Origin of the sequence: Streptomyces sp. NPDC088707 (genome assembly GCF_044752725.1) — a bacterium.
GTDB lineage: Bacteria > Actinomycetota > Actinomycetes > Streptomycetales > Streptomycetaceae > Streptomyces.
Genome location: NZ_JBIVLV010000001.1, coordinates 103,489 through 129,308, shown reverse-complemented (window position 1 = coordinate 129,308; position 25,820 = coordinate 103,489). Strand labels below are relative to the sequence as shown.

28 protein-coding genes are annotated in these 25,820 nt (G+C 71.0%); 12 read left to right on the top strand and 16 right to left on the bottom strand.

The window, feature by feature from the left end:
• Window positions 1-225: 225 nt before the first annotated feature.
• The gene (locus tag ACIP84_RS00665) at window positions 226-792 is read right to left on the bottom strand and encodes a hypothetical protein (RefSeq protein WP_401792853.1); all 567 of its coding nucleotides are present in this window, start codon (window positions 790-792) and stop codon (window positions 226-228) included.
• Between the two features lie 99 nt (window positions 793-891).
• The gene (locus ACIP84_RS00660; RefSeq protein ID WP_355962139.1) at window positions 892-1,452 is read right to left on the bottom strand and encodes a hypothetical protein; all 561 of its coding nucleotides are present in this window, start codon (window positions 1,450-1,452) and stop codon (window positions 892-894) included.
• A 186-nt stretch (window positions 1,453-1,638) separates the two neighbouring features.
• Between ACIP84_RS00660 and ACIP84_RS00655 the strand changes: the two genes are divergently transcribed.
• From ACIP84_RS00655 to ACIP84_RS00645, 3 genes are all read left to right on the top strand, one after another.
• Complete coding sequence (locus ACIP84_RS00655) at window positions 1,639-2,769, top strand: aromatic acid exporter family protein (protein WP_401792850.1); 1,131 nt, start codon at window positions 1,639-1,641, stop codon at window positions 2,767-2,769.
• Between the two features lie 170 nt (window positions 2,770-2,939).
• On the top strand, window positions 2,940-4,220 hold the full coding sequence (locus tag ACIP84_RS00650) for an ATP-grasp domain-containing protein (protein WP_401792847.1): 1,281 nt from the start codon (window positions 2,940-2,942) through the stop codon (window positions 4,218-4,220).
• A 73-nt stretch (window positions 4,221-4,293) separates the two neighbouring features.
• Entirely contained in the window at window positions 4,294-6,339 is a 2,046-nt protein-coding gene (locus ACIP84_RS00645) for a CocE/NonD family hydrolase (protein ID WP_401792844.1), read from the top strand.
• Window positions 6,340-6,417: 78 nt separating this feature from the next.
• Here ACIP84_RS00645 and ACIP84_RS00640 read toward each other — a convergent pair whose 3' ends face one another.
• The 3 genes from ACIP84_RS00640 to ACIP84_RS00630 are packed head-to-tail and all read right to left on the bottom strand — an operon-like array spanning window position 6,418 to window position 8,886.
• On the bottom strand, window positions 6,418-7,314 hold the full coding sequence (locus ACIP84_RS00640) for a sucrase ferredoxin (RefSeq protein WP_401792841.1): 897 nt from the start codon (window positions 7,312-7,314) through the stop codon (window positions 6,418-6,420).
• Between the two features lie 10 nt (window positions 7,315-7,324).
• The gene (locus tag ACIP84_RS00635) at window positions 7,325-8,515 is read right to left on the bottom strand and encodes a cupin domain-containing protein (protein ID WP_401792838.1); all 1,191 of its coding nucleotides are present in this window, start codon (window positions 8,513-8,515) and stop codon (window positions 7,325-7,327) included.
• An 11-nt stretch (window positions 8,516-8,526) separates the two neighbouring features.
• Window positions 8,527-8,886, bottom strand: a complete 360-nt coding sequence (locus tag ACIP84_RS00630; protein WP_401792835.1) for a BatC protein — start codon at window positions 8,884-8,886, stop codon at window positions 8,527-8,529.
• 339 nt (window positions 8,887-9,225) lie between these two features.
• Here ACIP84_RS00630 and ACIP84_RS00625 point away from each other — a divergent pair, with 339 nt between their 5' ends.
• Complete coding sequence (locus tag ACIP84_RS00625) at window positions 9,226-9,498, top strand: DUF3253 domain-containing protein (protein WP_401792832.1); 273 nt, start codon at window positions 9,226-9,228, stop codon at window positions 9,496-9,498.
• Between the two features lie 347 nt (window positions 9,499-9,845).
• Here ACIP84_RS00625 and ACIP84_RS00620 read toward each other — a convergent pair whose 3' ends face one another.
• Window positions 9,846-10,199 (bottom strand): STAS domain-containing protein, encoded by a 354-nt coding sequence (locus ACIP84_RS00620; RefSeq protein ID WP_355962119.1) that lies wholly within the window; start codon window positions 10,197-10,199, stop codon window positions 9,846-9,848.
• A gap of 554 nt (window positions 10,200-10,753) precedes the next feature.
• On the opposite strand from ACIP84_RS00620, the gene ACIP84_RS00615 reads away from it, so the two are divergent.
• The 6 genes from ACIP84_RS00615 (at window position 10,754) to ACIP84_RS00590 (ending at window position 16,046) form a co-directional block, all read left to right on the top strand.
• Window positions 10,754-11,881 carry a hypothetical protein gene (locus ACIP84_RS00615; protein ID WP_401792829.1) on the top strand — a complete coding sequence of 376 codons (1,128 nt, stop codon included), beginning with the start codon at window positions 10,754-10,756 and terminating at the stop codon, window positions 11,879-11,881.
• Window positions 11,882-12,188: 307 nt separating this feature from the next.
• Complete coding sequence (locus ACIP84_RS00610) at window positions 12,189-12,563, top strand: VOC family protein (protein WP_401792826.1); 375 nt, start codon at window positions 12,189-12,191, stop codon at window positions 12,561-12,563.
• 166 nt (window positions 12,564-12,729) lie between these two features.
• Window positions 12,730-12,921, top strand: coding sequence for a hypothetical protein (locus ACIP84_RS00605; protein ID WP_355962110.1), 192 nt, complete (start codon window positions 12,730-12,732; stop codon window positions 12,919-12,921).
• 8 nt (window positions 12,922-12,929) lie between these two features.
• Window positions 12,930-13,964 (top strand): DNA topoisomerase IB, encoded by a 1,035-nt coding sequence (locus ACIP84_RS00600; protein ID WP_401792823.1) that lies wholly within the window; start codon window positions 12,930-12,932, stop codon window positions 13,962-13,964.
• A 27-nt stretch (window positions 13,965-13,991) separates the two neighbouring features.
• Window positions 13,992-14,789, top strand: a complete 798-nt coding sequence (locus tag ACIP84_RS00595) for an SDR family NAD(P)-dependent oxidoreductase (RefSeq protein WP_401792820.1) — start codon at window positions 13,992-13,994, stop codon at window positions 14,787-14,789.
• 318 nt (window positions 14,790-15,107) lie between these two features.
• A complete protein-coding gene (locus tag ACIP84_RS00590) occupies window positions 15,108-16,046 on the top strand; it encodes an NAD-dependent protein deacetylase (RefSeq protein WP_401792817.1) in 939 nt (312 codons plus the stop codon).
• Between the two features lie 177 nt (window positions 16,047-16,223).
• Here the strand turns inward: ACIP84_RS00590 and ACIP84_RS00585 are convergent, their stop codons facing one another.
• A complete protein-coding gene (locus ACIP84_RS00585; RefSeq protein WP_401792814.1) occupies window positions 16,224-17,168 on the bottom strand; it encodes a YihY/virulence factor BrkB family protein in 945 nt (314 codons plus the stop codon).
• Window positions 17,169-17,407: 239 nt separating this feature from the next.
• Between ACIP84_RS00585 and ACIP84_RS00580 the strand changes: the two genes are divergently transcribed.
• On the top strand, window positions 17,408-18,142 hold the full coding sequence (locus tag ACIP84_RS00580) for an SOS response-associated peptidase (protein WP_401792811.1): 735 nt from the start codon (window positions 17,408-17,410) through the stop codon (window positions 18,140-18,142).
• Window positions 18,143-18,434: 292 nt separating this feature from the next.
• Here ACIP84_RS00580 and ACIP84_RS00575 read toward each other — a convergent pair whose 3' ends face one another.
• From ACIP84_RS00575 to ACIP84_RS00565, 3 genes are all read right to left on the bottom strand, one after another.
• Entirely contained in the window at window positions 18,435-18,737 is a 303-nt protein-coding gene (locus ACIP84_RS00575; protein ID WP_401792808.1) for a hypothetical protein, read from the bottom strand.
• A 523-nt stretch (window positions 18,738-19,260) separates the two neighbouring features.
• The gene (locus tag ACIP84_RS00570) at window positions 19,261-20,052 is read right to left on the bottom strand and encodes an anti-sigma factor antagonist (protein WP_401792805.1); all 792 of its coding nucleotides are present in this window, start codon (window positions 20,050-20,052) and stop codon (window positions 19,261-19,263) included.
• Window positions 20,053-20,065: 13 nt separating this feature from the next.
• Window positions 20,066-20,497, bottom strand: a complete 432-nt coding sequence (locus ACIP84_RS00565) for an AsnC family transcriptional regulator (RefSeq protein WP_401792802.1) — start codon at window positions 20,495-20,497, stop codon at window positions 20,066-20,068.
• Between the two features lie 388 nt (window positions 20,498-20,885).
• Between ACIP84_RS00565 and ACIP84_RS00560 the strand changes: the two genes are divergently transcribed.
• On the top strand, window positions 20,886-22,109 hold the full coding sequence (locus ACIP84_RS00560; RefSeq protein WP_401792799.1) for a PP2C family protein-serine/threonine phosphatase: 1,224 nt from the start codon (window positions 20,886-20,888) through the stop codon (window positions 22,107-22,109).
• Window positions 22,110-22,351: 242 nt separating this feature from the next.
• On the opposite strand, the gene ACIP84_RS00555 is transcribed toward ACIP84_RS00560, so the two are convergent.
• The 6 genes from ACIP84_RS00555 to ACIP84_RS00530 all read right to left on the bottom strand — a co-directional run bounded on the left by ACIP84_RS00555 (window position 22,352) and on the right by ACIP84_RS00530 (window position 25,333).
• Entirely contained in the window at window positions 22,352-22,627 is a 276-nt protein-coding gene (locus tag ACIP84_RS00555; protein ID WP_401795574.1) for a hypothetical protein, read from the bottom strand.
• Window positions 22,628-22,888: 261 nt separating this feature from the next.
• Window positions 22,889-23,119, bottom strand: a complete 231-nt coding sequence (locus tag ACIP84_RS00550) for a hypothetical protein (protein ID WP_401792796.1) — start codon at window positions 23,117-23,119, stop codon at window positions 22,889-22,891.
• Window positions 23,120-23,368: 249 nt separating this feature from the next.
• Window positions 23,369-24,064, bottom strand: coding sequence for a DUF6766 family protein (locus ACIP84_RS00545; protein ID WP_355970044.1), 696 nt, complete (start codon window positions 24,062-24,064; stop codon window positions 23,369-23,371).
• A gap of 83 nt (window positions 24,065-24,147) precedes the next feature.
• Window positions 24,148-24,429 carry a hypothetical protein gene (locus tag ACIP84_RS00540; RefSeq protein WP_401792793.1) on the bottom strand — a complete coding sequence of 94 codons (282 nt, stop codon included), beginning with the start codon at window positions 24,427-24,429 and terminating at the stop codon, window positions 24,148-24,150.
• 137 nt (window positions 24,430-24,566) lie between these two features.
• On the bottom strand, window positions 24,567-25,043 hold the full coding sequence (locus ACIP84_RS00535) for a hemerythrin domain-containing protein (protein WP_355970049.1): 477 nt from the start codon (window positions 25,041-25,043) through the stop codon (window positions 24,567-24,569).
• A gap of 14 nt (window positions 25,044-25,057) precedes the next feature.
• Window positions 25,058-25,333, bottom strand: coding sequence for an isoamylase early set domain-containing protein (locus ACIP84_RS00530; protein WP_355970051.1), 276 nt, complete (start codon window positions 25,331-25,333; stop codon window positions 25,058-25,060).
• Window positions 25,334-25,820 lie beyond the last annotated feature (487 nt).

Genomic DNA, 25,820 nt, shown 5'->3' with positions numbered 1-25,820 from the left:
TCGGTGACCAGGCGGCATGGCGCACGGCTGAGGATCAGGTGCATCGGCTACTTCGCCGCTACCCGCCCGGTCCGCCCTGACACCTCCCGTCCCGGAAGCCCGCTCGTCGTGTGCCCCGGGTGGTGTGCGGGCACGGGACGCGGGTCCGCCGCGCACCCTCCGGGTCGTGGGTCCGGCGGGAGCACGGCGGAGCGATGCGGAGCCCGCCGGACGGGTGGACCCGCGTCAGCGGGAGAGGAGCCGGTTGAAGAAGGACCGGTACTGGCGGAGGGCCACCCGCAGGCTCTCCGTGTCGACACGGTCGTCCTCGCCCCACTGCCCTTCGAGATTCCTCTTGTGGTCGGCGAAGGTCGCGGCGAGCTGTTGCATCACATCGGCGACCAGGGCGTCGGCCGCGTGAACGGCTTCCCGGGGATCGTCGACGAACATGCTCTGGATGTCGCTCCAGCGCGCACGGAACGACGCGTCGTCGTCACTGTCCAGCAGCCGAGCCGAGCCGCCGTCCTGCTCTTCCGCGGCAGGCTCGGTCCCTGCCGGCTCCGCGTTCGTCTCGGTGCGCGTCCCCGGCGCGGGAGCGTTGCTCCCCGGCTTCTCATCGGCTCCCGGAGCGTCGCCGACCGCAGTGCTCTCCCCGGGGTACACGGGTGCATTCAGGGCGGTACCCTCCCGCCCTCGGTCCTGCGCTTGGTCCTGTTCCAGATCCTGCCCCCGGTCCTGTTCCAGATCCTGCTCCTGTCGATCCGTTTGCGTCTCGCGGCCGGTCTCCTCGTCCGTGCTACGCCCGGTCTCCACTCCCGTACCGCGGCCGGTCCGCTGGGCGAGGTCCTCGGTCGACAGGCCGCTCGTGGTCTGCGACGGTGTCTCATGCTCGCGCATGACGCGCCTGTCCTCTCAGGCCCGGCCGGGGTCGGTCGGGCTTCCGTTGGTGAGGAGTTCGTCGAAGAGAGCCCGGTAGTGCACCATGGCTCCCCGCAGTTGCTCGGTGGTGGCCCGCTGAGTGGTGCTGAGCGTGCTGATCTCGTGCGCCGCCCAGTAGTGCTCCAACGTGCGCCCGTGTTCGACGGAGAGATCCCGTGCCTGCTGCTCGAAGCCCTCGGTGGGATAGCCCCGCTCGTGCATGAGGGAGGTCACGAGCCGGTCCGCGTCGTGCACCGCGCCTTCGGGCCGGTCCACGAACTCCTCCTGCACTCCGCGCCACTCCTGGGCGTACGTCTCCCTCTGCCGCGTCGACAACGGTCTGATGTCCAAGGCTTCATGGCGCTCCTCGCGGGCGCCCAACTCCTGCTCGGCGGCTCGTCTGCTCCCGGTGTCCTCGACCGTGCGGTCGTACTCCGGCCCGAACCGCTCACGGAGCCGACGCCGACGACGCTTGCTGAGGGCCACGGCCACGACGATCAGCGCGATCACCACCACCACGGGTATGACAATGGCCAGAATCGTTCCTGTTGACATCGGCCTCGCTCCCCTCGGGAAGTCGTCCGTTGTCACGGCGGCTTCCCGAGGGGAACGTCCTGAAACGCCACGGGCACGCCGTGCCCGGACCGGGACCGTCCAGGAGGTGACCCGGGGTGGACGGAGCCCGGCGGGGCACACGCGGAAGGAGGACATGACGCCGCGCACGAGGACGAGGGGACGGGCATGCTGCACAGAGTGGGGGACGCGGTCGCCGCCGCGGTCGGGCACGTGGGCAGGGGGCTGCGCGCTCCCGGGCCGGAGCGGGACGACCTGGTGCTCGGCGCGAAGAGCGTGGGAGCCGCGACGGTGGCCTGGGTGCTGGCACGCCACCTGCTGCCGGCGACCGTGACGACCTTCGCCCCGTTCACCGTGCTGGTCGTGCTGCAGGCGACCGTCTACCGGTCCGTACGCGAGTGCGCCCAGTACCTGATGGCCATGGCCGCGGGCGCCGTGCTGGCCGCCGCCCTGGCGGCCTGGGCGGGGATCCACTGGTGGGTGTTCACCTTGCTCGTCCTGCTCGGCCTGGCCGTGGGGAGGTTCCGCCCCTTCGGGAGCCAGGGCGCCCAGGTCGCGGTGGTCGGGTTGTTCGCCTTCTCCGCCGGAGGCGGACGCATCGACTACATCGGCCACCTCACCGCGTCCGTGGCGGTCGGAGCCGCGTGCGGAATCGGGGCGCACCTCCTCCTCGCCCCCGCCCGGCACACCCGCCGGCACCAGGAGGCGGTCGCAGGCCTCTGCCGCCGGGTCTCCGCCGACACGCGCCTGCTCGCCGACGCGTCGGCCACCGGGGAGGGCGACGCGGACGCCGTGCGGCGCCTGCGCGCGGGATGGCGCCGCCTGGCCTCGGAGTGCGAGCGTCTGCACGGTGAGGTGGACGCCGAGACGGAGAACTCGCGGCTCAACCCCCGGCGCACCGCAGACACCCGCCAGGAGGCGATGCCCCGTGCCCGAGAGGCGCTGACCATCGCCCAACGCTTTCTGGACCACCTGCAGTCCGTCACGCGGACCCTGGACCACGCCGTGTCCGACGGACACGTCGAGGCCCTGCTGCCGCCGTTCCGCAGCGAGTACGCGGGCTTCCTGAACCGGGCGGCCGACGTCCTGGAGGAGATCGGCCGGGTCGAACGGACCGATCTCCGGCGCCTGGACGACCACTTCGCGCGGGCAGACGAACATCTGGACCGTCTCCGGCCGCTCCAGGGACCGCAGGCGGTCCCTGCCGCCCCCACGCTCCAGGGGACGCTGCTGACCGACGCCGCACGCCTCATGGCCGACATGCGTTCGCACCTCCACGCCATCGCCGCAAGGGCGTGACGTCCGGGGGCGGAGTTGGGGATGTCCGGCAGGGAGCGCCCCCCGCTCGTCCGGGCACGGAGCCGCCGCGGTACGCCGGACGAGGCGAAGGACACGTCCCCGCATGAGGTGCGCCGGCACGGGCAGGCGGACCGACGTGCGGGAACGGCCCGCTTCGGAAGGACATCGACGTGCCCAAGGACCAGCTCAAGAACATCTTCGTCGTCGGACTCGACGACGCCAACCTGCCGACTCTGCAAGCCGTCCCGGACGCGGACTCCTACCGCTTCCACCGCCTGCTCACCATCGAGGAGCTCCAGGAAGGGGAGGTCTCCGTGAACCACCTCCTCGAACGAGCCCGGTCCGTTCTGGACGCCCACGAGGGAAGCATCGACGCGATCGTCGGCTACTGGGACTTCCCCGTCAGCACCCTCGTCCCGATGCTCGGCAAGGAGTACGGCACCCGTACCACGAGCCTGGAGTCCGTGGTCAAGTGCGAGCACAAGTACTGGAGCCGCCTCGAACAGCGGAAGGCCGTCGACGCGTATCCGCGCTTCGGCCGCGTCGACCTGGACACCGACGACCCGCGCCCGCCCGACGGGGTGTCCTTCCCCATGTGGCTCAAGCCCGCGCTGGCCTACTCCTCGGAGCTCGCCTTCGGCGTCGACGACGAGGCCGGGTTCCGGGCTGCGGTGGAGGAGATCCGGCACGGCATCGGCCGCGTCGGGCGGCCCTTCCAGACCGTCCTCGACCTGCTGGAACTGCCGGAGGAGATGCGCGGGATCGGCGGCGAGGTCTGCCTGGCGGAGGAGGCCATGACCGGCATCCAGGTGGCCGTAGAGGGATACGTGTACCACGGCCGGCCGACGGTCTACGGCGTGCTGGACTCGATCAACTACCCCGACTCGCCGTGCTTCCTGAGGCACCAGTACCCCAGCACCCTCCCGCCCGAGGTGCTCCGTTCGCTGCACCGGATCAGCGAGCGGACCATGCGGCAGATCGGCTTCGACTCGGCGACCTTCTCCATCGAGTACTTCTACGACCCCCGCACCGGCGACGTCAGCCTGCTGGAGATCAACCCCCGGCACTCCCAGTCGCACGCGGAACTCTTCCAGTACGTCGACGGCGCCCCCAACCACAGCCGGATGATCAGCCTGGCGCTCGACCGCGACCCCGCGCTGCCCAGCGGCCAGGGCGAGTACGCCATGGCCGCCAAGTGGTACTACCGCTGGTTCGCCGACGGCACGGTCCACGAGATACCGAGCCCCGAGCGCATCGCCGCCATCGAGCGGGAGATCCCCGGAGTCCGGATCGACGTCGTCCCCCAGGAGGGGCAGAAGCTCTCCACGGTGTCCCAACAGGACAGCTACAGCTACGAAGTGGCCCACATCTTCACCGGTGGCGACGACGAGTCGGACCTCCGCCGCAAGTTCGACCGCGCGGTGGCGGCCCTCGGCCTCACCTTCGGCTGACCGGGCACCGCGGCCCGGTGGCCGAACCGCCCACGACGCCACACGCACCGAGCACACAGGAGGTCGCTCCTACATGCGATACGTGGACCAACTGCCGTACGCGATAACGGAGGAGAAGCACGTCACGATCCCGATGGCCGACGGAGCCCGGCTCTCGGCGAGGATCTGGCGCCCCTCCTCCTCCGACACCGAACCCGTCCCCGCGGTCCTGGAGTACATCCCCTACCGGAAGAACGACCTCACCTCCACCCGCGACGCCCTCCACCACCCCTACGTCGCCGGACACGGCTACGCCTGTGTCCGGGTCGACATCCGCGGCACCGGAGAATCCGACGGCGTCCTCCTCGACGAGTACCTCGAACAGGAGCAGGCCGACGCCGAGGCGGTACTCGCCTGGCTCGCCGAACAGCCCTGGTGCGACGGCAACACCGGAATGATGGGCATCTCCTGGGGTGCCTTCGCCGCCCTCCAGGTGGCGGCCCGACAACCCCCGAGTCTGCGCGCGATCTGCGTCTCCTCGTTCACCGACGACCGGTACGCGGACGACATGCACTACCTGGGCGGCGCCATGCTCTCCGACAACCTGGCGGAGGCCGGAACCATGTTCGCCTACGCCACCTGCCCGCCCGACCCGGCCGTGGTCGGCAACCGCTGGCGCGAGATGTGGGGCGAACGCCTGGAGGCGGCCCGCCCGTGGGTCCTGGAATGGCTCCGCCACCCGCAGCGCGACGACTACTGGCGCCACGCCAGCCTGAGCGAGGACTACAGCGCCCTGCGGTGCCCGGTACTCGCCTCCAGCGGCTGGGCCGACGGTTACTCCAACGCCGTGACACGGCTCCTGACCCACGTCGACGTGCCACGCAAGGGCCTGATCGGCCCGTGGTCCCACAAGTTCCCGCACCTCGGCCAACCCGGCCCCGCCATCGGATACCTCCAAGAGGTGGTCCGGTGGTGGGACCACTGGCTCAAGGGCGTCGACAACGGCGTCATGGACGGGCCCGTGCTGCGGACGTGGATGCAGGAGAGCGTCCCTCCCTCCACCTCGTACGAGGAACGGCCGGGCCGGTGGATCGGCGAGCCCTCCTGGCCCTCCCCGAACGTCACCGAGACCGCACTCCTCCTGCGGGACGGCGCCCTCCGGATGCCCGGGAAGCCCGGTCCGGACGACGGACACCCGGCCGCGGACCAGGCGCACACGGTCCAGTCCCCCCTGTCCGTCGGCCAGTTCGCCGGCAAGTGGGCGTCGTACAACGCCCCGCCGGACCTTCCCTACGACCAGCGCGAGGAGGACGGCGGCTCGCTCGTCTTCCAGACCGAACCCCTGACCGAGCGCATCGAGATCCTCGGCGCGCCGGCGGCCGTCGTGGAGCTGTCGGCCGACGCCCCCGTGGCCCAGCTCAACGTCCGGCTCTCCGACGTCGCGCCGGACGGCCGCTCGACCCGCGTGACCTACGGCGTGCTCAACCTCGTACACCGCGACAGCGAGGCCGACCCCGGCGAGCTGACCCCCGGCCGGCGCTACACGGTCAGGGTGCCGCTGCACGGCGTCGCCCAGGCGTTCCCGCCCGGTCACCGCATCCGGCTGTCGCTGTCCACGTCGTACTGGCCGCTCGTCTGGCCCGCCCCCGGACCTGTGCTGCTCACCGTGTACGAGAACGGCAGCTCCCTGACCCTGCCGGTGCGCGACGCCGACGTCACGACCGACGCGGAGCTGCGCCCCTTCGGCGAACCGGAGGGCTGCGCACCGCCCGCCGTCACGCGGCTGAGCGAACCGGAGCAGGCCTGGACGGTCTCACGCGACCTGGTGAACTACCGGTCGGTGCTCGACATCGTGAAGGACCAGGGGGTCCAGCGGTACGAGAACGCGGGCATCGACGTGGGGCTGAGGGCGTGCGAGCAGTACAGCTGGATCGCCGAGGACTTCGGCTCGGTGCGCGGGGAGTCGGCCTGGACCATGACCTTCGCCCGGCCGGACTGGGACGTACGCGTCGAGACACGCACCGTCCTCACTTCGGACGCCGACGCCTTCCACGTCGACGCGACCCTCGACGGGTACGAGGGAGGACGCCGGGTGTTCTCCCGTACCTGGAACGAGCACGTGCCACGGACGTACGTCTAGGTCGCGTCCGGAGGCCCCGCCTGGGCCCGCGACGCCTTGCCCGACCCAGAGACCCGTACCCCGGGCGCATGAGGACGGTCAGCCGACGCGAAGGGACGCGACCTCGTAGTGCACGGCCGAGCTGAGGGACAGGCCGCGGCAGGTGAGTTGGTGCGGCTGTGCTCGGTGGGCGTGGATCTCGACCTCGAAGGCGGACAGTCCGGCGAGGCGGCCGGTGACGCGGATCTGCCACCGGTCGCCGTCCCGGACCGTCTCCTCGATGGCGTAGTCGTGCCGCCCCGACGGGCCCGCGTGGCGGAGCACAGCGGACAGGGCGGCCTGCTGCGGCGGGACAAGGTCGGTGTAGCCGCGCAGGTGGTCCGGGTGGATGCGGTCCGCCAGGTGCTCCTCGACCACGGTGAGAGCCGAGGGGGCGTCCAGGTTGCCGTAGTACACGCCGTCGGGCGCGACGACCACGTTGGCGGCGAACCGGTCCCCTCCCACATGTGTGCACTCCCATACCAGCTGCGGCCAGCCGTCACTCAGCGCACGCGCCACCGGACGGCCGCGGACGGCACAACAGGTGTCGTGCAGGCCGTGGGCGCAGACGAGGACGACGGGCGGCCGGCCCCGTTCCCCGGGAGCGTCCAGGGCGTCCACGATCTGTGCCAGATCCCTGTCGTCGTACCAGGTGCCCCACTCCTGACGGTGGTCTCCGTCGGTCTCGTACCGCAGAACGGCCCACCGGGCAGGTTCCTCCGGTCTGCTGCGACCATGGCGCCTGATGAGCAGTACGCGCGCGCGTGCCGCCCGCGCGGCTGCGTACACCTGTGCCTTGACCCCCGGTTCGAGAGCGAGGCCGTCGAAGCCGTTGGTCGGCCAGCCGGCCCGGTACTCGATGAGGACCCAGACCGAGCCGTACGGCGCCGTGCCCGCGAGCGGGTCACCGCGCAGGCGGGCGGCATCGGCGCAGAAGAAGCGCGCCGGAGTCGTCATTCCGCCCGTCTCATCGATCGGCAGGCATCAGCACGCCCGCGAGCAGCAGCCGCTCGACGAAGGGCAGACCGAGCTCGCCGGCGGAATGGGCGCTCCCGTCGAGGATCCGACGCACCGACGGCAGGTCCGTAGCCGCGAACTCGAGCCACCCGACGCGAGTGGCGAGGCGCCGGCCCTCCAAGCGTGGCTCCAGCGCCTCACGGAGCCGCACCGCTGTGCCGGGGCCGAGCGCGTCGAGGGCCCCGAGTTGTTCCAGCGGCCCGAGGGGCGCTGGGCGTGCCTGGCCGCGGCGGGTGCGGTGGAACAGGGGAGTGGGGTCGGCCTCGGCGAGGGCGGCGGCGAGACGCCGGCGCACGACGGCGAGTTCGGCGCCCGGCCCGTCCACGCCCAGAGGGAGGGAGCGACGCATCTCGGGGTCCTCGCGCAGCAGCTCCAGAGCGGCCTGCGCGAGTTGCTCCGCCACCGTCTGTCGCGTCCAGGTGTGGATGCCGAGCGTCAGATGGATCGACACCGAGCCCTGGGCCTCCGCTGCGTGCAGCCAGCCGCGCGGCAGATAGAGAACGTCGCCGGGCCCGAGCACAGTGTCGATGTACGCCTCGCCCCGGGCGGCACCGGCGACCGCGGCGCGGTGTTCGGTCCAGGGCTCGTCCCGCAGCGGGTCCGGGTGCACGGGCTCGTGGAGGATCCAGCGCTTGGTACCGGTGACCTGCAGGACGAAGACGTCATGAACGTCGTAGTGGTCGTCGAAACCGCGGTTCTGCGGCGGGGTGACATAGGCGTTGGCCTGGACCGGGTGGCCCAGTTCCGTGCCGAGCCGCGCCGCGAAGTCCGTGACCGGCCCCCAGGTCCGCTGCAGCGCCTGCAGCACCAGGGTGCTGCCGTCGGCGAAGCTCCGCCACAAGGCGGTGTCGTCCAGCTGGTCCCCGACCGACGCGCCGACTCCGCCCGGGGAGGTGAACGACGACTCGGGTGCGGTGGAGCCGTCCTTGGCGACGCGGAGGAACGGCGTGCGCAGACCGCGCCGGGAGATCAGCTCGTCGACCGCGGCCGCCGAGAACAGATCGGAGAAGTCACCGGCTCCGCGCGTCAGCAGAGGGGTGCGCCCCCAGACGTCCCGTGCGAACTCCTCGCGGCTGAGGCTGATCAGACGTGTCTCCAGGACACGGCCCTTGACATCGTCGGCCGTGTCCCGAAGCGTCATGGGAGCGGCGCTCAAAGGCGGCCGCCGGCCTCGTCGGCACCGCCGTCCGCGCCGCCGTCGTGGACCCCGGGTGTGCCGGTCGCGCCACCGTCCGCGGGCCCCTCCGCACCGCTGTCGGCACCTCCGTCGGCACCCCCGTCCGCTCCTCCGTCGGCACCTCCGTCCGCGTCTCCGTCGGCACCGCCGTCCGCACCGCCGTCGTGGACGCCGGGTGTGCCGGTCGCGCCGCCGTCCGCGGGCCCTTCCGCACCGCTGTCGGCTCCGCCGTCCGCGCCGCCGTCCGCTCCGCCGTCGTGGACGCCGGGCGTGCCGACGGCGCCACCGTCCGCCGGACCTTCCTGCTGGTTCGGGTCCTGCTCGGGGTGCGCCATGTCTCCTCCTGGGAATGGGGACGATCTGCGAGGGGCGGTCCCGTTGGGGCCCCCTCTACAAGCTCACCCACGCAGGTAGGAGAGGCAACCGGAGCAGCCGCGCACGTGGTCGCTGCGCATGCTGCCTTCTCCGGTCGCGGCACCGACCGCCTCCGTGCGGTGGCGCGCCGCGCGTACGAGCCTTCGCGTCTGTCGATCTGTTCTTCCGCATGGCCATCCGGGCCGGAGGACATCGCCCGGCGAGACACGAACGCGGCCGGGGCGGTGGGGACGGGTGAACGCCACCGGGACCCGACATCGTCCAGTCGTGGGATCCGCGGGATCGTGGAGACTGGAGAGGTGAAGGAACCCGGAAGCGAGACGGTCCGGCGCCTGGAGCAAACGATCCTGAACCTCCTCCGGCGCCGCGCTTCCGGCGCGTCCATCTGTCCGTCGGACGCGGCACGCGCCGCGTACCAAGGAGACGACGACGGCTGGCGCGACCTGATGGAGCCCGCCCGCCTCGCGGCCCGCCACCTGGTCGACGAGGGCGAGGTGGAGATCACCCAGCGTGGCCGCCCGGTCGCACTAGATGAGATCCGAGGCCCGATTCGCATCCGCCGGGCCCGATGATCCTGCCCCGCCAGGCCGACCCGCCCCACCCGCCACGCACCCGACCGCCCGCCCGTGCACGCTGTGGGCGATCGGCTTCGTTGCAGCCCCCAGGGCGGCATCGGCCGTGACCAGAGCTGGTGGGCGCTCGATACCAGCCTGTTGGAGCGCGAGAGCGGTGGCCCTTCCCCTGCTTCCGGGATCAGGAGGGGAAGGGCCACCGCTCTCTTCCGCCGACGAAGCAGGGCCTGGGGCCCTGTCAGAACGGGTGAATCGCGGACTGCCTGGCGCGCCGTTACTTCAGTGAGCCCATCGGAGCGGCGTGCAAAGCGTCGACCGGATGGGTGGACGCTTGGTGTTACGGGGGCTCAGGAGGTCGGAGTGTTGCGCGGTGTGGGCACGTGGGTGCCGTCGTCGGCCGCGAGGAGGACTGAGTCGGCACCGGTCAGGGCGAGGACGCGCATCGGCTCGTCCCGGATTCCGGTGAGAACCAGACGGCTGCCGTCGGCTGCGAGTCGGCGTCGGAGTGTCAGGAGGAAGTTCAGACCTGAGGAGTCCATGAAGGTCACCCCGGACATGTCCAGGCACAGGGGTGTGCCGGCGGGCGGTGTCACCCGGGTGGCCGCTTCCAGAGGGGTACGGGACGTGAGGTCCATCTCGCCGGACAGGGTGATGACCGGGCCGGCGGGGTTCTCGCAGGTGGTGAAGGTGAGACTGCTCATGGTTCGCCCCTTTCTCTAGGGGTCGAGCCCAACGCACCTTGGCGGGGTGCCAGGAGCGTGACGTGGGGTCACGCACAGACCAGCAAGACCACCCGAACCGCGTCCCGGCCCTCCGCAGAGAGCCTGCGCGGGCGGCTCGGGGTCTCCTACCAGACCAGGCTGGTGTCTTCACAGACTCCCACACGCACCTGCCAGAGGCCAGGTGCCCTCCTCTACGGGCTGCCTGCACACTCAGCAACCCGCTCCCAAGTCACAGCATCAGAAGGCCACTTGGGCAGGACCAACCCCCCGTCAACCGGGTAGACGGCTTCCGCGCCCGCGGCCCCGCCGGGAGCTCCGCGACGACACCTGCGAGGCGTTGGGCGTCCTCGTGCCGACGTGCCGCACGGCGCCTGAGGGGTGGACGGGCGGCTCGTCGAGGACCAACCAGGAGGCACCGCCAGGGCGGTGCGGCCGTACCACGGCCGACGAAGAGTCATGAAACATCTCCTGGGGGTCAGCGCGTCAAAGGGGTGAGAGCACGTACCCACCCGACTCCCTGCGAGGAATCCGCTATGAACCTTTCCCTGCCCCGTGCGGCCACCGCCGTCGCCGTCGGCCTCGCCTCGTTCGTGGCCGTGGCCGCGGCCCCCGCTGCCGCGGAGGCGCAGAACTGGCGCGCCGTCAGCCCGTCCCACAGCAACGGCAGCGTGCTGTTCGACATCGAGACCGCGGGCGGCGCGACCTGGGCCGTCGGCAAGCGCAGCGACGCGACCACCCGGCCCTACGCGCCGGTCGCGCTGCGCTGGACCGGCGTCCGCTGGCAGGCGCCCCCGCAGCCCGCCGATCACGGCCGTCTGGAGGACCTCGCCGTGGGCGCGCCCGACCAGGTGTGGGCCGTGGGCACCCGTCACGAAGCCGTCGGCGAGGACGACTGGGACCGAGGGCGGGCGCTGCTCCAGCACTGGAACGGCAAGGCCTGGAGCGCGGTCGAGCTGCCCTTCCCCAAGGGGGCGGACGACACCTCCCTGTCGGCCGTCGACGTGGACGCGCGCGGTGCGGTCTGGGTCCACGGCGGATACACCGATGAGACCGGCGAGTACCGGCCGGCTCTGTTCCGCGGCAGGGCGGACGGCAGCGGCGGCTGGACCCGGCTGCCGGCCGACACCGGGCTCAACTGGGTCTCCCAGCTGGAGGTGGGCCCCGGCGGGGTCGTCCTCGCCATCGGCGACGGCGTCTCGCGGTTCGACGGCACGTCGTGGACGAAGCAGGAGCTGCCGAGCGGGCTCGACGGCGCCATGTTCGACGGCATCGAGCGGCGCTCGGCGAACGACATCTGGGCCGTCGGTCACATGCGGGACGAGAACCTGTGGCGCCGTCCCGTCGTCGTGCGTTTCGACGGTCGCGCCTGGACCACCGTCCGCACGCCCGCCGAGACGGGCCAGCTGTTCGACATCGCCTTCGACGGCTCCGGCCGCCCGGTGATCGTGGGGGAGACCATGAACCCCGACGTCAACCCGGCCGGGAACTACGTCCTGACGCTCGGACCCGACGGACTGCTCAAGCGCACGGAGAACCCGCGCGGAGCCGGGTACCTCTACGGCGCCGCCACCGACGCGGCGGGCCGGGTCTGGACCGTCGGCGGCGCCCAGGGCGCGGAGGGCGGCATCTCCCCGTCGGCGTACGCGGGCATCCGCCGCTGACCCGGGAGACCGGGCGGTCGGGCGGAGCCCCTTCGGTCTCGTGGACGGCGGCGACGGCATGCGGAGGTGCCGTGTGCTGACCGTCCTCGGGCCGAACGGCTCCGGGGCAGTCGATGACCCCGAGGAACACGGTCCTCGGGCCCGTGCGGTCCGACGCCCGGGACCGGGAGCCGACACGGCCCTCAAGCCGAGTGGCTCGACGACCGGACGCGACGGCGACCCTGACGGCGTAGGACGGCATCGGACGGCCGTCCGCGAGGACTCCGCCCGTGCCATCCTGGTGGTCCACTCACGAGGGGCGCACTCGATGATCCGGAAACTGCAGGCGATCGCGCTGGACTGCGCGGATCCCGTACGACTCGCACAGTTCTACGCGGATCTGCTCGGCGGACGGGTCGTCGCGGACCCGAAGGATCCCGACTGGGTCGAGGTGCACGGGTTCGAGGGAACGCCCCTGGCCTGCCAGCGGGTGGACGGTTACCGCCCGCCCGAGTGGCCCGGCCGGCAGCGACCGCAGCAGCTCCACCTGGACTTCGACGTGGACGACCTCGACGGGGAGGAGAAGCGTGCGCTCGCCCTCGGGGCAACGGTGCTGGAGCGGACGGATCAGCTCCGACCGGAGGCCAACTGGCGGGTTTACGCGGACCCGGCCGGCCATCCGTTCTGTCTCTGCCACCACTGACCCGGCCCCCGCTCTACGGCACCCGTCGTTCGCCGCGGACACGTGGCCGCACCCTTCCATGGCCGACCCGCTGCTGGGTCAGCACGTTCCAGGGTGGCCGAAAAGGTCCGCTCTCCTCGGCCGTGCGAATCCGCGTGCAGTCCTCTTCTAGGGGTAGATGCCGGACATGAACGACATCAGTCAGTGGAAACCCGGCGAAATCGTGCCGCAGAGCGGCATCTACGCCTGCGACTGCGGCAAGGAGCATCTGTGGAGCAGGAGCACCGACGTGCGTGGGCATCGGTTTCCGCCCCTTCCGTACGACTGCTCGGGACAGGCGTGGACCCTGCGGACCGAGGCCCACCCCGATGAGGGCTGACGGCTGACGTGCGGCTGCGGACCAGCGACCCCGCCGCCGTCGGATGGCGCCGGATACGGCATGGACGCGGTTTCCGGTATCTCGACGCCCACGGCCGGCGCTTGCCGGCAGCGGACCGCGACCGGATCCGGGCGCTTGTCATCCCTCCGGCATGGCAGGACGTCTGGATCTGCCCGTGGCCGAACGGGCACATCCAGGCCGTGGGGACGGACGCGGCGGGCCGACGCCAGTATCTCTACCACCCGCGTTTCCGTGAGCAGCGGGACGCCGCCAAGCACGAGCACGTCCAAGGAGTGGCCCGTGCCCTGCCCCGGTTGCGCAAGGCTGTGACGAGGGATCTCGGCGGGCGCGGATTGTCCCGCACCCGTGTCCTCGCGTGCGTGACGAGGCTGCTCGACCTGGGCTTCCTCCGGATCGGAGGCGAACGCTACGCCCGGGACAACGGGAGCTTCGGACTGACCACGCTGCGGCGGGAGCACGCCGTCTGCCGTGCCGGCGAGATCCGACTGTGCTTTCCGGCCAAGTCCGGCAAGACCGTGACCCGCACGCTGGTGGACGAGCAGGCCCACGCGGTGATCCGGTCCCTCCTACGGCGCAAGGAACAGGGCCCGAGGCTGTTCGCGTACTGGGAACGCGGCGCCTGGCACGAGGTCCACGCCGAGGACCTCAACGCCTACCTTCGCGACCGGTCGGGGCGAGACGTGACGGCGAAGGACTTCAGGACCTGGTACGCCACCGTGCTCGCTGCGGTCGCGCTGGCGGTCTCCCAGACCACGTCCGGTGCTTCCCGCGCCCGGCGTGGCAGGGTCGTGGCGCGTGCCGTCCGCGAGGTGAGCGACTACCTGGGGAACACGCCCGCCGTCTGCCGGGCGTCGTACATCGATCCTCGTGTCATCGAGCTCTACGAGGGAGGGAAGACCATCGCCGGCTCTCTAGGCGAGCTGGGCGAGGGTGGTCCCTTCGGCAGGCCGGCCACTCACGGTGGGGTGGAGCGGTCGGTCCTGCGCCTCCTGAGGGCGGGCTCCGCAGAAGGCGCCGGTTGAACCGGCGTGGGCGGGTAGCCGCGGGACATGGAGACAACCAACCCACTGGCAGTCGTCACCGGTGCGTCGAGCGGCATCGGTTACGAGCTGGCCCGGCAGTTCGCGAAGCACGGCTTCGACCTGATCATCGCCGCGGAGGACGACGCCCTGGCATCGGCAGCCTCGACGCTGACCACCCACGGCACGGGCGTGCAGGCCGTCCAGACAGACCTCGGTACGCGAGAAGGGGTGGAGGAACTCCATCGCTCGGTCGTGGCCACGCGTCGGCCCGTGGCAGCCGCGGCGCTGAACGCCGGCATCGGGAAGGGCGGTCCCTTCCTCGAGAACGACCTGGCGGACGAGCTGGAGATCATCGACCTGAACGTCACCTCCACCGTCCACCTCGCCAAGCTGCTCCTGCCGGGCATGGTGGAGGCCGGGGAGGGGCGGATGCTGGTCACGTCCTCGATCGCGTCCACCATGCCCGGCTCGTTCCAGGCTGTGTACAACGCCAGCAAGTCGTTTCTGCAGTCCTTCGCCCAGGCCCTGCAGAACGAGCTGAAGGACACCGGCGTCACGGTCACCTCGCTGATGCCCGGTCCGACCGAGACGGAGTTCTTCGAGCGGGCCGACATGCTCGACACGAAGGTCGGCCGTGCGGACAAGGACGACCCGGCCCAGGTGGCCGCGCAGGGCTTCGAGGCGATGATGGCCGGCAGGGACAAGGTCGTCGCCGGTTCCTGGAAGACGAAGGCCCAGGGGCTGGCCAACCGCGTGCTGCCCGACAGCCTGAAGGCGCAGGCCCACCGTGGCATGGCGAGACCGGGGTCCGGAGAGGACACCTGAGCCACCTCCGCAGACCCCGCAGGTGTCGCCGGACCCGCTCCGGATGTCCACGCTGCTGGAGCAGCGGTGACAGCGCGCCTGCCGCTGGCGCTGCACGATCCGCCCCGCTACCTCATCATCGGGGGCCGACGCCGTCCCGCCCCATGTCGTGCCACGCGTGACGAGCCATGGTTCGCGTGGCGTGCCGTGCCCACGGGCACCAGGCGCTCACCGTACGGACGCGCGACCCGGTCACAGGGAGCAGCACTTCCCCGGCCCGCCTGGGCGCGCCCTCCGTGGTGCAGGCGCGTGGTGGGGCCGGCTCCGTACCCTGGCGGCATGCGTATGCGCCCCACATTGAGCTGGACCCCCAGCGAGGACCTGCTGCCGGGCACGACCAGTCTGGCGCCGGTCGCCGATGCTCTGCGCGCCGGTGGTGTACTGGTGCTCAGCGGGGCGGGCATCTCCACGGAGTCAGGCATCCCCGACTACCGGGGGGCGGGCGGAAGCCTGAGCCGACACACCCCGATGACCTACCAGGAATTCACCGCCGACGCGCAGGCACAGCGCCGGTACTGGGCGCGTAGCCATCTCGGCTGGCGTACCTTCGGCCGCGCCCGGCCCAACCCCGGGCACCGGGCCGTGGCCGCTTTCGGACGGCACGGCCTGCTCACAGGAGTGATCACCCAGAACGTCGACGGTCTGCACCAGTCGGCCGGTAGCGAGCGCGTCGTGGAACTGCACGGAAGCCTGGAACGGGTCGTCTGCCTCTCTTGCGGAGCCCTCAGTCCGCGCCGCGAGCTCGCCCGGCGGCTGGAGGAGGCCAACGCGGGCTTCGCGCCGACGGCAGCCGGCATCAACCCGGACGGTGACGCCGACCTCACCGACGAACAGGTCGGGGACTTCCGCGTGCTGCCCTGCACCGTCTGCGGGGGCGTCCTCAAGCCAGATGTGGTCTTCTTCGGCGAAGCCGTCCCGCCACGGCGGGTGGAGCACTGCCGTGAGCTGGTGGATCAGGCCGTTTCGCTGCTGGTTCTGGGATCCTCCCTGACCGTGATGAGCGGGCTCCGGTTCGTCCGGCAGGCGGCCCAGGCCGGGAAGCCGGTGCTGATCGTCAACCGGGACCCGACCCGGGGCGACCGGCACGCGGTCACGCGGGTGGCGCTGCCTTTGGGGGCGGCCCTCACCACCGTGGCAGGCAGGCTGGGCATCCCCGTCGACGACCAGGTGGCGGGGCGAGATCGCGTAGAAGGTCAGGGCGGTGAGGCCGCCCCGTGATGGCGCCAGGCGTGACAGTCGTCGTACGTTGCCGCAGCGCACTGGGCGGCGCGGTGGGGCCCGCCAGCGCGCCCCGGGGGCTGGCACGACTGGTTTCCGGGACGGATGACGTCGCTGGGTTACGAGGTCATGCTCGCCGTCATGGACACCGAGTCCACCGACCGCGCTCGACCCGCACTACGACGAAGTCCTCGAGGTCAGTGAGCTGATCCCTGCTACGGCCCGTTCTCCGGTCCGTTCTCCGGTCCGTTCTTCGGTCCCTGCGAGCACCGCGTTGAACTGGGCGCCGGCGAGCAGGGCCAGGTTGCTGAACCACAGCCACACGAGGAAGACGACGACGCCCGCCAAGGAACCGTAGAGGCGGCTGTAGGTCCCGAACTGTGTGTAGACGGTAAAGAGCGCCGAGGCGCCGAGCCACAGGAAGGCCGCCAGGGCCCCGCCCGCAAACCCCCGGCGCGCGCGGCGGGCTTGGACGGGTCCGGTGCGGTAGAGGATGAGGATGAGTGCCGTGACGATCACCAGGAGCACGGGCCACCGCAGGACGGCCATGGCGGCCGTACTGGAATGGCCGGCGGCCGCGGCGAGCTGACGGGCCACGGGGCCGCTCGCGACGAGGCTCGCGGCGCCGGCGACGAGCAGGGCCAGGAGCGCGCCGGCGGTGAGGACGAGTACGTGCGCCGCGCGCAGCGGCGGCCGCGTGTCGGGTAGCCGGTGCATCGCGTGCAGGGCGCGACGGAAGACCGCCAGGTAGCTGGAGGCGGACCACAGTGCGCTCAGGACGCCGCTGACGAGCAGCGCCCATAGGGACGAGGGCGCCGAGGTGAGGCCCTCCAGGGCCTCTCGAAGCACCTGCGCCGACTGGGGAGGGACATAGGAGGTGAGGTCGCGGATCAGATTCTCGCGGGCGTCGGCTCCGGCCAGTCCCACCAGGGAGACCGAGACGAGCAGGGCGGGTACGAGCGCCAGCACCGCGTAGTAGGTGAGTGCCGCCGCGTAGTCCGCGACGTTGTCGTCCCACAGGCGTACGGCGGTGACCCGGAGGTTCGAGCGTGCCCGTCTCAGCAGCTCGACGATCCGGTGCCCCGGAGTTCCTTGACGCGGGTGGCGAGTGTTCGGTGTCACGGTGCCTTCCTGCCCTGCGTCACCGATCTCATCCCCGTCAGGCCGGCCGTGGACCCCTCACGGCAGGGGCGGCGCCGAGGTGCGTGGCCGATCTTACGGACCCCGATGGGCGACGATCACGGCGGTCGGACATCGGGTCGGACACCGGGTGGTAGCGCCTGCGACCGTGAAGTCGTCCACGACGGGTGCGAGGCCCGGCCGTCGTGCCGGGGCTGAGGGCTCTGTGACACAGTGGCTTCATGTGCGGCCGTTACGCCTCCACACGCAGCCCCGCAGACCTGACGCAGCTCTTTCAGGTCACCGACTGGAATCCGGCCGAGACGTTGGCGCCCAGCTGGAACGTCGCGCCCACTGACGGCGTCTACGCGGTCCTCGAACGCGCCGGGCGGCCCGACGGCGCGGAGGTGCGCCGTGAGCTACGGGCGCTGCGGTGGGGTCTGGTGCCGTCGTGGGCGAAGGACCCGAAGGGCGGCTCCCGGATGATCAACGCCCGGGTGGAGACCGTGCACGAGAAGCCCGCCTACCGGCGTGCGCTCGCCAGGCGTCGGTGCCTGCTGCCGGCTGACGGGTTCTACGAATGGGAGCCGGTGAGGGACGAGGCGACGGGCAAGACCCGCAAGCAGCCCTACTTCATCCACCCCGCCGACGGTCAGGTGATGGCCATGGCGGGACTGTACGAGTACTGGCGCAACCCCGACATCACCAGCGACGACGACCCGGACGCCTGGCTGACGACCTGCACCATCATCACGACCGAGGCCACCGACGCGGCCGGCCGCGTACATCCCCGCATGCCACTGGCCCTCAGCCCCGACCACTATGACGTCTGGCTCGACCCCCGTCACCACGACGTCGAAGACCTCCGCGCCCTGCTCATTCAGCCTGCCGACGGCCGGCTCGACGCCCGGCCGGTCTCCACCGCCGTCAACAGCGTCCGCAACAACGGGCCCCACCTCCTCGACGCGGCCACGTGACGCGCAGCCGATGTACCCAGGGCCGAGAACGGCTCACCGAGGCCGCCCTGCGCGATCCTCGACCGGCCGGAAGCCACCGCGGGCTACCGCACCGCCCACCACGCCCCCCTGACCTCTTCGTTCCCTCCGGCGGCGGGAAGGACCGGGGCGCGGGGCTGCTGTCCGCTCCGCCAGGGACCGGAGTCTGCGCGATCATGAGCAGCCCGAAGAAGCGGACATGAGCCCGGCAGGCGTCGGCGTCAAGTACTCCAGTGCGACTTCGTAGCTCCACGTCACGTCGCGCGTGTGGTGGCTACTGGGCGGCGGACTGTCCGATCGCACGGAGGACATCGGCGAGCCAGGCCAGGTGGTGGCCCACGGCCCGATTCGGGTCGGCGAGGAGGTCCTCAAGGTGCTGCCACGACTCGGAGAGCTGCCCGATGGTGATCGTTCTCGGTTCGTTGGGGACGTCATGGAGTTCGTCGCCCGGAACAGACCAGAAGTAGTCGTGTTCGAGCGCCACTGCGCTGCCGGCCGACGCTTCGACGTGCTGCAGTGCCAGCTCGAAGGCGTGCCGCAGCTGATCAAGCGGGATCTGCAGAGGTTCGCTGTCCATGTGCTCATTGTGTCGATCAGAGGCCGTCGGACCGAAGCCAAGGAGCTCGGCACTGCCCAGGACCTGGCCTGGAGCGAGGGCGGCCAACGCGTGATCATCGGGGGTTGTGTGACTCCTGAAGATCGTGCGGTGGCCGCGAGCCATAGCGTAGACCCGGTCCGGTGGCTGGCGTTGTTCGACCAGGCCATGGCCCGGATCGCGGGCCGGTTCCGACGGGTGGAACCGCGGGCTACCGCCCGCGCGTACCTGCTCGAGCCTACGCAACCAGCCGGGGCGGGCACTGATCGACCGTAGGCTCTACCTGCCTGCGCCTTCCTGGTGCACCGATCCCGAGCGCCGCCAGGCTGCCGATCCGCCGCAACCCCGCCACGAAAGAACTCGCCTTCTACCTGTGCTGGTCACCTGCCGCAGTCCCCTGGCCGAGCTCGTCCGCGTGGCCGGCACTCGCGCGAGCGTCGAAGAGTGCTTCCAGGCCGCCAAGGGCCAAGTCGGCCTGGACCACTACCAGGTGAGGCACTGGAACTCATGGCAGCGGAAACGCGACCCTGAGCAAGCCGTCCTCGCGGGCTCTGGCCGAGTCAGCCGTTCGGGCGGCTGCAGTGAAATCCTGCAGAGAGCGCAGCAGCCGGGTGGGCCTGCCGTGGCCGTCAGGGGCCGGACACAGCTCGTCCACCACATCCAGGAGGCGACGCGGTTGGGGTTGCCAGTTGAAGGTGAAGAACGCGATGCCCCTCCTGTGCAGACGGCGGGCGAAGTCGACCAGAGCGTAGAGGCCCACCACATCGATGAAGATCAGATCCCGCATGTCACAGGCCACCACGTCCACCCCGTCAAGTGCGGCCTGCACCTCCTCGAGAGCGGGTCGGGTGTCCATGTCGAGCTCACCGGTGAGGCGGAGATGGAAGGTCGGCCCAAAGCGCCTGGTCGCCACCTGCAAGCGCTGCGCGCTGGAGCCGGGTCGGCCGTGGACGGCGAGCACGCGCTCGGCCCCGGTGGAGTGCAGCAGGCGGGCGACCGGGCGGCTGAGTGCGGTGAGGACGACGGATTTCCCGGCCTGCAGGGCCAGCTGGTTCACGTGCAGCAGAGCGTGCAGACCCGAGCTGTCGCAGAAGGTGACGGAAGCCAGATCGATGTCGAGTCCGCGGTCGCTGGACGTCAACGCCGCAGTGAGGTCCTCCTGCAGTTCGGCCGCATTGTCCATGTCGATCTCGCCGCTGACATGGGCCCGTACCCGCCGCAGCCTCCGTTCGAAGGCCACGTCGACGGCGCCACTCGTTCGCCCCGTGCCGGGCGGGCGTTCGGGGTGGGGGCTCATGGCCTTGCTCCCTTCACTGCCCCGATACGTGGGGTGAGACCTGAGGGTCGGTAGCGTGGCCGGGCTGGGCCCGCCGGCCGCGGGTCAGCTGTGTGTCGCGCTCATGGCGGTCCCCGTTCGCAGGAGGGTCGCCAGGCGCCCCGGGCCGTGCGCCAAGGTCGGCCAGCAGTTGCAGGAGGTCGGCGATCCGGTGGTGCCCCTCGGCGGGATGCCGGAAGAGCGTCCCGGGCATGACCTCGTAGTGGTTGCGGCGCCCATGACGACTACGGGTCAGGTACCCGGCGCTCTCCAGGTCCGCGACGATGGCCTGAGCCGCTCGTTCGGTGATTCGGCAGGTCCCGGCCATGTCCCTCAGCCGCGTCTCCGGGTCCCCGAGAATCATGGCGAGGATGCGGGCGTGGTGGGTGACGAAGGTCCAGCTGGACCGAGGCTCCACGGACTCCATGCCCGAATTATACGATTTGCGATTCCGGTTTCGCTAGACCGGAACCGCGACACACCTTTCGGAGCCGTACCGGCCGCAGCCATCACTCATCCCGACCTCTCCGAAGAAGACGGTTCCAAAGGCAGGAGGGAGGCCGACAGTGTCCTCGATGTCCTCGCCGCTCGGATGCCGCCGCAGGCGCAGAAGCGTCGGCGAAGTGCGTCGACGACGGGCCACCGGGATCCCCGCACGCCCGAGAGCACAGCCTGGTCAGGACCCGAGACCGGCCGTGGACGCCGCTTGCGGCGCAGACGCGTAGGCGGCCCACATCGCGGCCGCGCATGACGCTCGGTTCTCCGGGCAGCCGCAGGTCATGAACCGACTCCCCGATGCCGGACGGTCTCACTGGATGCGGACGGCGACCTTCCCCTCCTTTGCTCCCCTTTCGCAGCCCGCTGAGGCGGACGCCGCGGTCATCGGCAGCGGCATCGCGGGCCTCAGCGCGGCCTGGGAACTGGCCCGGGCGGGCTTGAGCGTGATCGTGCTCGAAGCGGACCGGCTCGCGAGCGGCGTCACGGGGCACACGACGGGGAAACTCACCGCCCTGCACACGTCCGTGTACGACACGCTCCGGAGCGAGCACGGGGAGGAGGCGGCTCGCGACTACGCGGACTCCCAGAGTGCCGCCCTGGGACACGTGCTCGACGTGGCCGGGCAGCTCGGCGTCGACTGCGAACTGCGCGGAGCGCACGGCGTCCTCGGCACGCTCGTTCTGGGCTGGGACAGCCCCCACTCCGTCGACGTGGCGGAGCGGGCCGTCCTGACCACGATCGCCGCGTACACCGCCCAGGCTCTCGAGCGCGCCGTTCACCTCGACGAACGCGTCACCGTGGCCCACGAGCTCCAGCAGGCCATGCTGACGGACCTGCCCGCCGCGACCGGCTTGGAACTGGCCGCTCTGTACCGGCCGGCCGCGCAGGACGACACGGTCGGCGGCGACTGGTACGACGCCTACCACCTGCCCGCGGCGCCGGGCGAACGCACCACGGCGGCTCTGGCCATCACCGTGGGCGACATCACCGGGCACGACATGAAGGCCGCCGCCCTCATGGGGCAGGTCCGCAGCATGCTGCGCCAGGCCGACCACGACCACCCCGGAATGGGCCCCGACCGAGTTCTCAGCGCCCTGGAAGCCGCCTGCCGGCGCCTCGACATCCCCGCCAGCGGCACCCTCGTCCACGCCCACCTCAACCCGGCCGACAACGGCCGTTGGCGTCTGACATGGACCAACGCCGGGCATCTGCCCCCGCTCCTGGCCACCCCCGACGGGACCGCACAACAGTTGACCCCGCACGGCCCGCTCATGCACCCCTTTCTGCCACCCGGCCCCCGTTCCAGCCACAGCCGCCTGCTACCGCCGGGCAGCATCCTTCTCCTCTACACCGACGGACTCGTCGAGACACGACACGGAGACATCGAGGAGAACATCGAACGACTCGCCCGCCTGCTCACCGCCGCTCCCGCGGACATCCCACTGGACACCTTGCTCCGTGCCCTCCACGACACCGCTGCGCCCGCGCAGGCCGAAGACGACACGGTGCTGCTCGCAGTACGCCTCCCCGCCCAGGGGTGACGACCCGTTGCGACAGTGGACGCGTCCCCGACCTGGCACTTGATCTGATCAGGGCAGCGGCGTGCGTCCAGCCGCGCCCTTACCCGGCACACCTCGCTGCGGCCGGCCGCAGGCTCCAGCGGGGGCACTCCAGCCGCCACAACAGCCGCTCGGACGGTCGCAGTGGGAGTGCCATGGCCCGTGGCGTGACGACCCTCCGAACGGGGCGGCAGCAGGGCCTGCCGAAGCCGATCGGTGCGCCCTCAAACGGGGCGACGCCGACGCGGCTGACCACGCCGCTGGGGCGGACGACGCCCAGGGCCTGTTCGTAGGCGGGCATGTGACGTGCCGTGCCCACGGGTCGGTTCACGGACGGCTTCGATGCCTTCCTCGCCGCGGACGGATACGACCTCGGTGGCACCGAGCTCGCGGCCGAGGTCGGTACGTGCCTGGTGCCGGCCCATGATGATGGTCTGCTGCGCGTCGAGCCGCTTGGCCGAGAGCACGGCCAGGAGCCCGACGGCGCCGTCGCCGATCACAGTGACGCGAGCGCGTTCGTTGACACCGGCGGCTACGGCGGCGCGGTAGCCGGTGCAGAAGACGTCCGAGAGGGTGAGCACGGACGGGATGAGGCCGGAGTCCGCCGCGACGGGCAGCTGGACCAGGGTGCCGTTGGCGAGCGGGACGCGGACCGCTTCGGCGTAGCCGCCCCCTTCCGCCTCGCCGTCCCAGAAGCCGGCCCTGCGGCCTCGACGACGCCGATCAACCCGTGCCCCGCAGGGCGGGGGCGTCCTCGGGCTTCATCGAGCTGTAGGGGAGCGGGTCGCTGCCGCACGCAGGACGTGGTGATCCGCACCAGGGGCGTCGATCGGGTGCTTGCTGCCCGGGTCCGGGACGTTCTCGACGGCCGTCAGGACCGGGTGGGCGCCGGGGCCGAAGAAGCCGAGAAGCGGGACCAGGACGTTCGTGACGGTGACCAGAAGCCCCGTCTGGGCGACGCCGACCTGCAGGTCTCCCGCGACCCCGGGCACCAGGCCGGCCAGACGAACGCGGCGGTGCCCATCAGGAACCTCGGCAGGCGGCGCCGCCCGCGCGGCTTCCGCTCGTCGTGTCCGTGCTCGCGTCGGGCACGGACCGGGCACCGCGCGAGCTGATCGGCGAACTGTCCACCCTCAGCTCCGACCACCGACACGGTCACCCCGGCCACCGCGGCGACCAGCTACGGACGGCGGGGCGCGGGCGGCGGCCAGGGGATCGGCCGCGTCCAGCACGGACCGGGGTCAGCCCTCGATACCGGTGGCGGTGTGAGAGGCGCCGACAGGCTTCGATTCGGGGGAGCCACGCTGACGGAGGTAGATGGACAGCACGACCATGGCTGCCACGGCGAGAAGTTCGGACTGCCAGTTCTGCAGGGTCCGGTTCCAGAAGTCGGGGGTGACGAGGTAGCCGGCCCAGCTGACAGGGTCCTCGAGCTGGCGGAGCTGCTGGTCGTTGTAGGCGGCGGTACCGGTGATGGACTGGGCCAGCCAGGACAGGATGAAGAGGGTTCCCATCACGATCCCCAGGGAGCGGGCGTAGAGGGTCTGACGCCAGTCCTTGGTTCCCGCCCAGCGGGGCGAGTCAGGGCGTGCGTGGTCGCCCATGCGCTGGTCCTGCTCGCTTTCGTTACCGGCCTGGTGGATCTTCTTGGACTCAGGAGAGCCGCGCTGGACGAGGTAGACGGTGCCGAAGATATAGAGGAAGAACTGCAGGAACTCCGACTGCCAGTTCTCGGTCACGTCCACGGCGAAATCCGAGGACGTCAGGTACTCGGCGAAGGCGAGCGGCTGCAATCCGTCCACCGTCATCTGTTCGTTGAACTCGGCGCGCCCGACGATGGCCTGGCAGGCGAGAACCACCAGGAACGCGATACCGAAGGCGAGGGTGAGGCTGTTCTCCCGCCAGAAACCTCCGCGCCGTTCACGGCTGTGGGTCATCGCTGAAGCACCCCGATGGTGATGAAGTAGCCGAGCCCGCCGAGGATGACCACCAGGCACACGACGAAAAGCACCCGCACGCCTCACGCCCCCTTGAGCAGACAGTCGTAGGGCTTGTCGGGCTGCGGAGTGCAGCCCGCGGCCACGACCTTCCAGCCGTCGGTGAACAGCGACAGGAACAGGGTGTCGCCCGCCATCCGAACCATCGCCTGCCGCCCGTACGCCTCGACGCCCCGGACACCGTGCGTCTCGGGCAACTCCTGCGAGGCGAGCGCTCTCGCGCAGGCATTCCGCTCGTCCTGCTCCAACTGCTCCCGGGTCTGCGGAGCCAGCAGCTCGCAGGCCCGGATAGGCTCGCCGGCCATGACGGCGGCTTCGAAGGCGGCTCCCGCTGCGGCCGCGGCGTCCTGCCGTGCTGCCGGGGCCCCGCACCCCGCCACTGCGAGTACCACCGCACCCATGAGGAGCAGCCCGCGGCCCGCGATGTGGGTCCGCGATCGGGTCACTTCGAGTCGGCGCTGGGAACGGCCAGCGGGTCGCGAGGCGCCTGCTTCTTCCCTGCCTCCATCTCGCCGCCCAGTTCCGTGAGTCTGTTCCGGCCCATCGCCTTGCGGACCTCGGGAAACCAGTCCTGCTCCTCCTCCTCGACATGATGGCGGACTTGTTCCATCAGCACGCTCATCTTCGCCTTGAACCGTTCGTCGCCCGGTTCCATGTCCTTGATCTCCGACAGCATCCACACCACCGCGTGGTGCTCCTCGATGCTCTCCAGGACGTGGTCCGTCGTGTCCGGTGCGGCCTCTCGGGCGGCGGGGTAGAAGAACTTCTCCTCGATCCAGGCGTGGACGGTGAGCTCCTCGATCACCTCGTCGGCGATCCGGCGGCGTTCGGCCGTGTCGTCGTCAGAGGTCTTCTCGAACTGCTTGAACAGCTTCTCGACCGTCTTGTGGTCCTCGCGCAGCAGCACGATCGCATCCATGCGGGTGACCCCTCTCAGGTGTTGACGCGGCTGTTGGAGCCGTCATGGCCGTCGGCCTGGTCGTCGTCGAACCAGTGGTCCCCGGCCGCGAGGTAGCGGAAGGAGTGGCCGCTGCGCGCAGGCAGGACGACTGTGGCCGCGCGCATGCCGTCACTGCGGACCTGCAGCGGGTGTGCGGCGGGGTTCCAGTGGTTGAAGTCGCCCACGACGCTGACCGGGCCTTCCGGACTGTCGGCGGGAAGAACGAAGGTGACCTGGGTGCGGCCCTTGAGCTGCTTGCGTTCGAGCACGGATGCCTCCTGGCGGGCGGGACGGGAAGATGCCCGAGCACCGTCGCACGGCGTTTCCGGCCCAGGTCCCGCACACGCCGCCGTCAACGAGATCCGTCACTCACTCGGACGCGGAAACCTGGGACCACGCCCACCGCGAGCCCACCGCCGCGGGCGGTGGCCGCCGAACGGAGACTGATGCGTCTTTGATCGTCTGTGACGGTCAAGGCATAGGCGAGTGCCTTGGGCCTCGATTGGCCGGACATGAACAGGCGCCGGTTGACGGCCGTGCTCCGGGCAGGTGCTGCACTCCGCTTCGAGGGCTGATACCCGGCGCGAGGAAGCCCGCTGTGAAGTCCTACTCGGTACAGGTGCACCGCTACGGATCCGTAGCGGTGATGACATTGTGCGCGCGGCAGGCTCGCTCCGACTTCCGGTGGAAGTCCTGGCCGAGATCGACGCCTGGGCGGCGCAGTGGAAGATACCCGTAGTGGCTCTCGCCCCCTCC

Excerpts from the sequence above, each read along its gene's own strand:
- ACIP84_RS00620 (WP_355962119.1), bottom strand. The coding sequence starts at position 10,199 with ATGAGCAGTCTCACCTTCACCACCTGCGAGAACCCCGCCGGCCCGGTC.
- ACIP84_RS00565 (WP_401792802.1), bottom strand. The coding sequence starts at position 20,497 with ATGGAGTCCGTGGAGCCTCGGTCCAGCTGGACCTTCGTCACCCACCAC.
- ACIP84_RS00570 (WP_401792805.1), bottom strand. The coding sequence starts at position 20,052 with ATGAGCCCCCACCCCGAACGCCCGCCCGGCACGGGGCGAACGAGTGGC.
- ACIP84_RS00640 (WP_401792841.1), bottom strand. The coding sequence starts at position 7,314 with ATGACGACTCCGGCGCGCTTCTTCTGCGCCGATGCCGCCCGCCTGCGC.
- ACIP84_RS00535 (WP_355970049.1), bottom strand. The coding sequence starts at position 25,043 with ATGGATGCGATCGTGCTGCTGCGCGAGGACCACAAGACGGTCGAGAAG.
- ACIP84_RS00590 (WP_401792817.1), top strand. The coding sequence starts at position 15,108 with ATGCGTATGCGCCCCACATTGAGCTGGACCCCCAGCGAGGACCTGCTG.
- ACIP84_RS00655 (WP_401792850.1), top strand. The coding sequence starts at position 1,639 with ATGCTGCACAGAGTGGGGGACGCGGTCGCCGCCGCGGTCGGGCACGTG.
- ACIP84_RS00580 (WP_401792811.1), top strand. The coding sequence starts at position 17,408 with ATGTGCGGCCGTTACGCCTCCACACGCAGCCCCGCAGACCTGACGCAG.
- ACIP84_RS00545 (WP_355970044.1), bottom strand. The coding sequence starts at position 24,064 with ATGACCCACAGCCGTGAACGGCGCGGAGGTTTCTGGCGGGAGAACAGC.
- ACIP84_RS00615 (WP_401792829.1), top strand. The coding sequence starts at position 10,754 with ATGAACCTTTCCCTGCCCCGTGCGGCCACCGCCGTCGCCGTCGGCCTC.
- ACIP84_RS00595 (WP_401792820.1), top strand. The coding sequence starts at position 13,992 with ATGGAGACAACCAACCCACTGGCAGTCGTCACCGGTGCGTCGAGCGGC.
- ACIP84_RS00575 (WP_401792808.1), bottom strand. The coding sequence starts at position 18,737 with ATGGACAGCGAACCTCTGCAGATCCCGCTTGATCAGCTGCGGCACGCC.
- ACIP84_RS00645 (WP_401792844.1), top strand. The coding sequence starts at position 4,294 with ATGCGATACGTGGACCAACTGCCGTACGCGATAACGGAGGAGAAGCAC.
- ACIP84_RS00540 (WP_401792793.1), bottom strand. The coding sequence starts at position 24,429 with ATGGCCGGCGAGCCTATCCGGGCCTGCGAGCTGCTGGCTCCGCAGACC.
- ACIP84_RS00610 (WP_401792826.1), top strand. The coding sequence starts at position 12,189 with ATGATCCGGAAACTGCAGGCGATCGCGCTGGACTGCGCGGATCCCGTA.
- ACIP84_RS00660 (WP_355962139.1), bottom strand. The coding sequence starts at position 1,452 with ATGTCAACAGGAACGATTCTGGCCATTGTCATACCCGTGGTGGTGGTG.
- ACIP84_RS00560 (WP_401792799.1), top strand. The coding sequence starts at position 20,886 with ATGCGGACGGCGACCTTCCCCTCCTTTGCTCCCCTTTCGCAGCCCGCT.
- ACIP84_RS00635 (WP_401792838.1), bottom strand. The coding sequence starts at position 8,515 with ATGACGCTTCGGGACACGGCCGACGATGTCAAGGGCCGTGTCCTGGAG.
- ACIP84_RS00605 (WP_355962110.1), top strand. The coding sequence starts at position 12,730 with ATGAACGACATCAGTCAGTGGAAACCCGGCGAAATCGTGCCGCAGAGC.
- ACIP84_RS00630 (WP_401792835.1), bottom strand. The coding sequence starts at position 8,886 with ATGGCGCACCCCGAGCAGGACCCGAACCAGCAGGAAGGTCCGGCGGAC.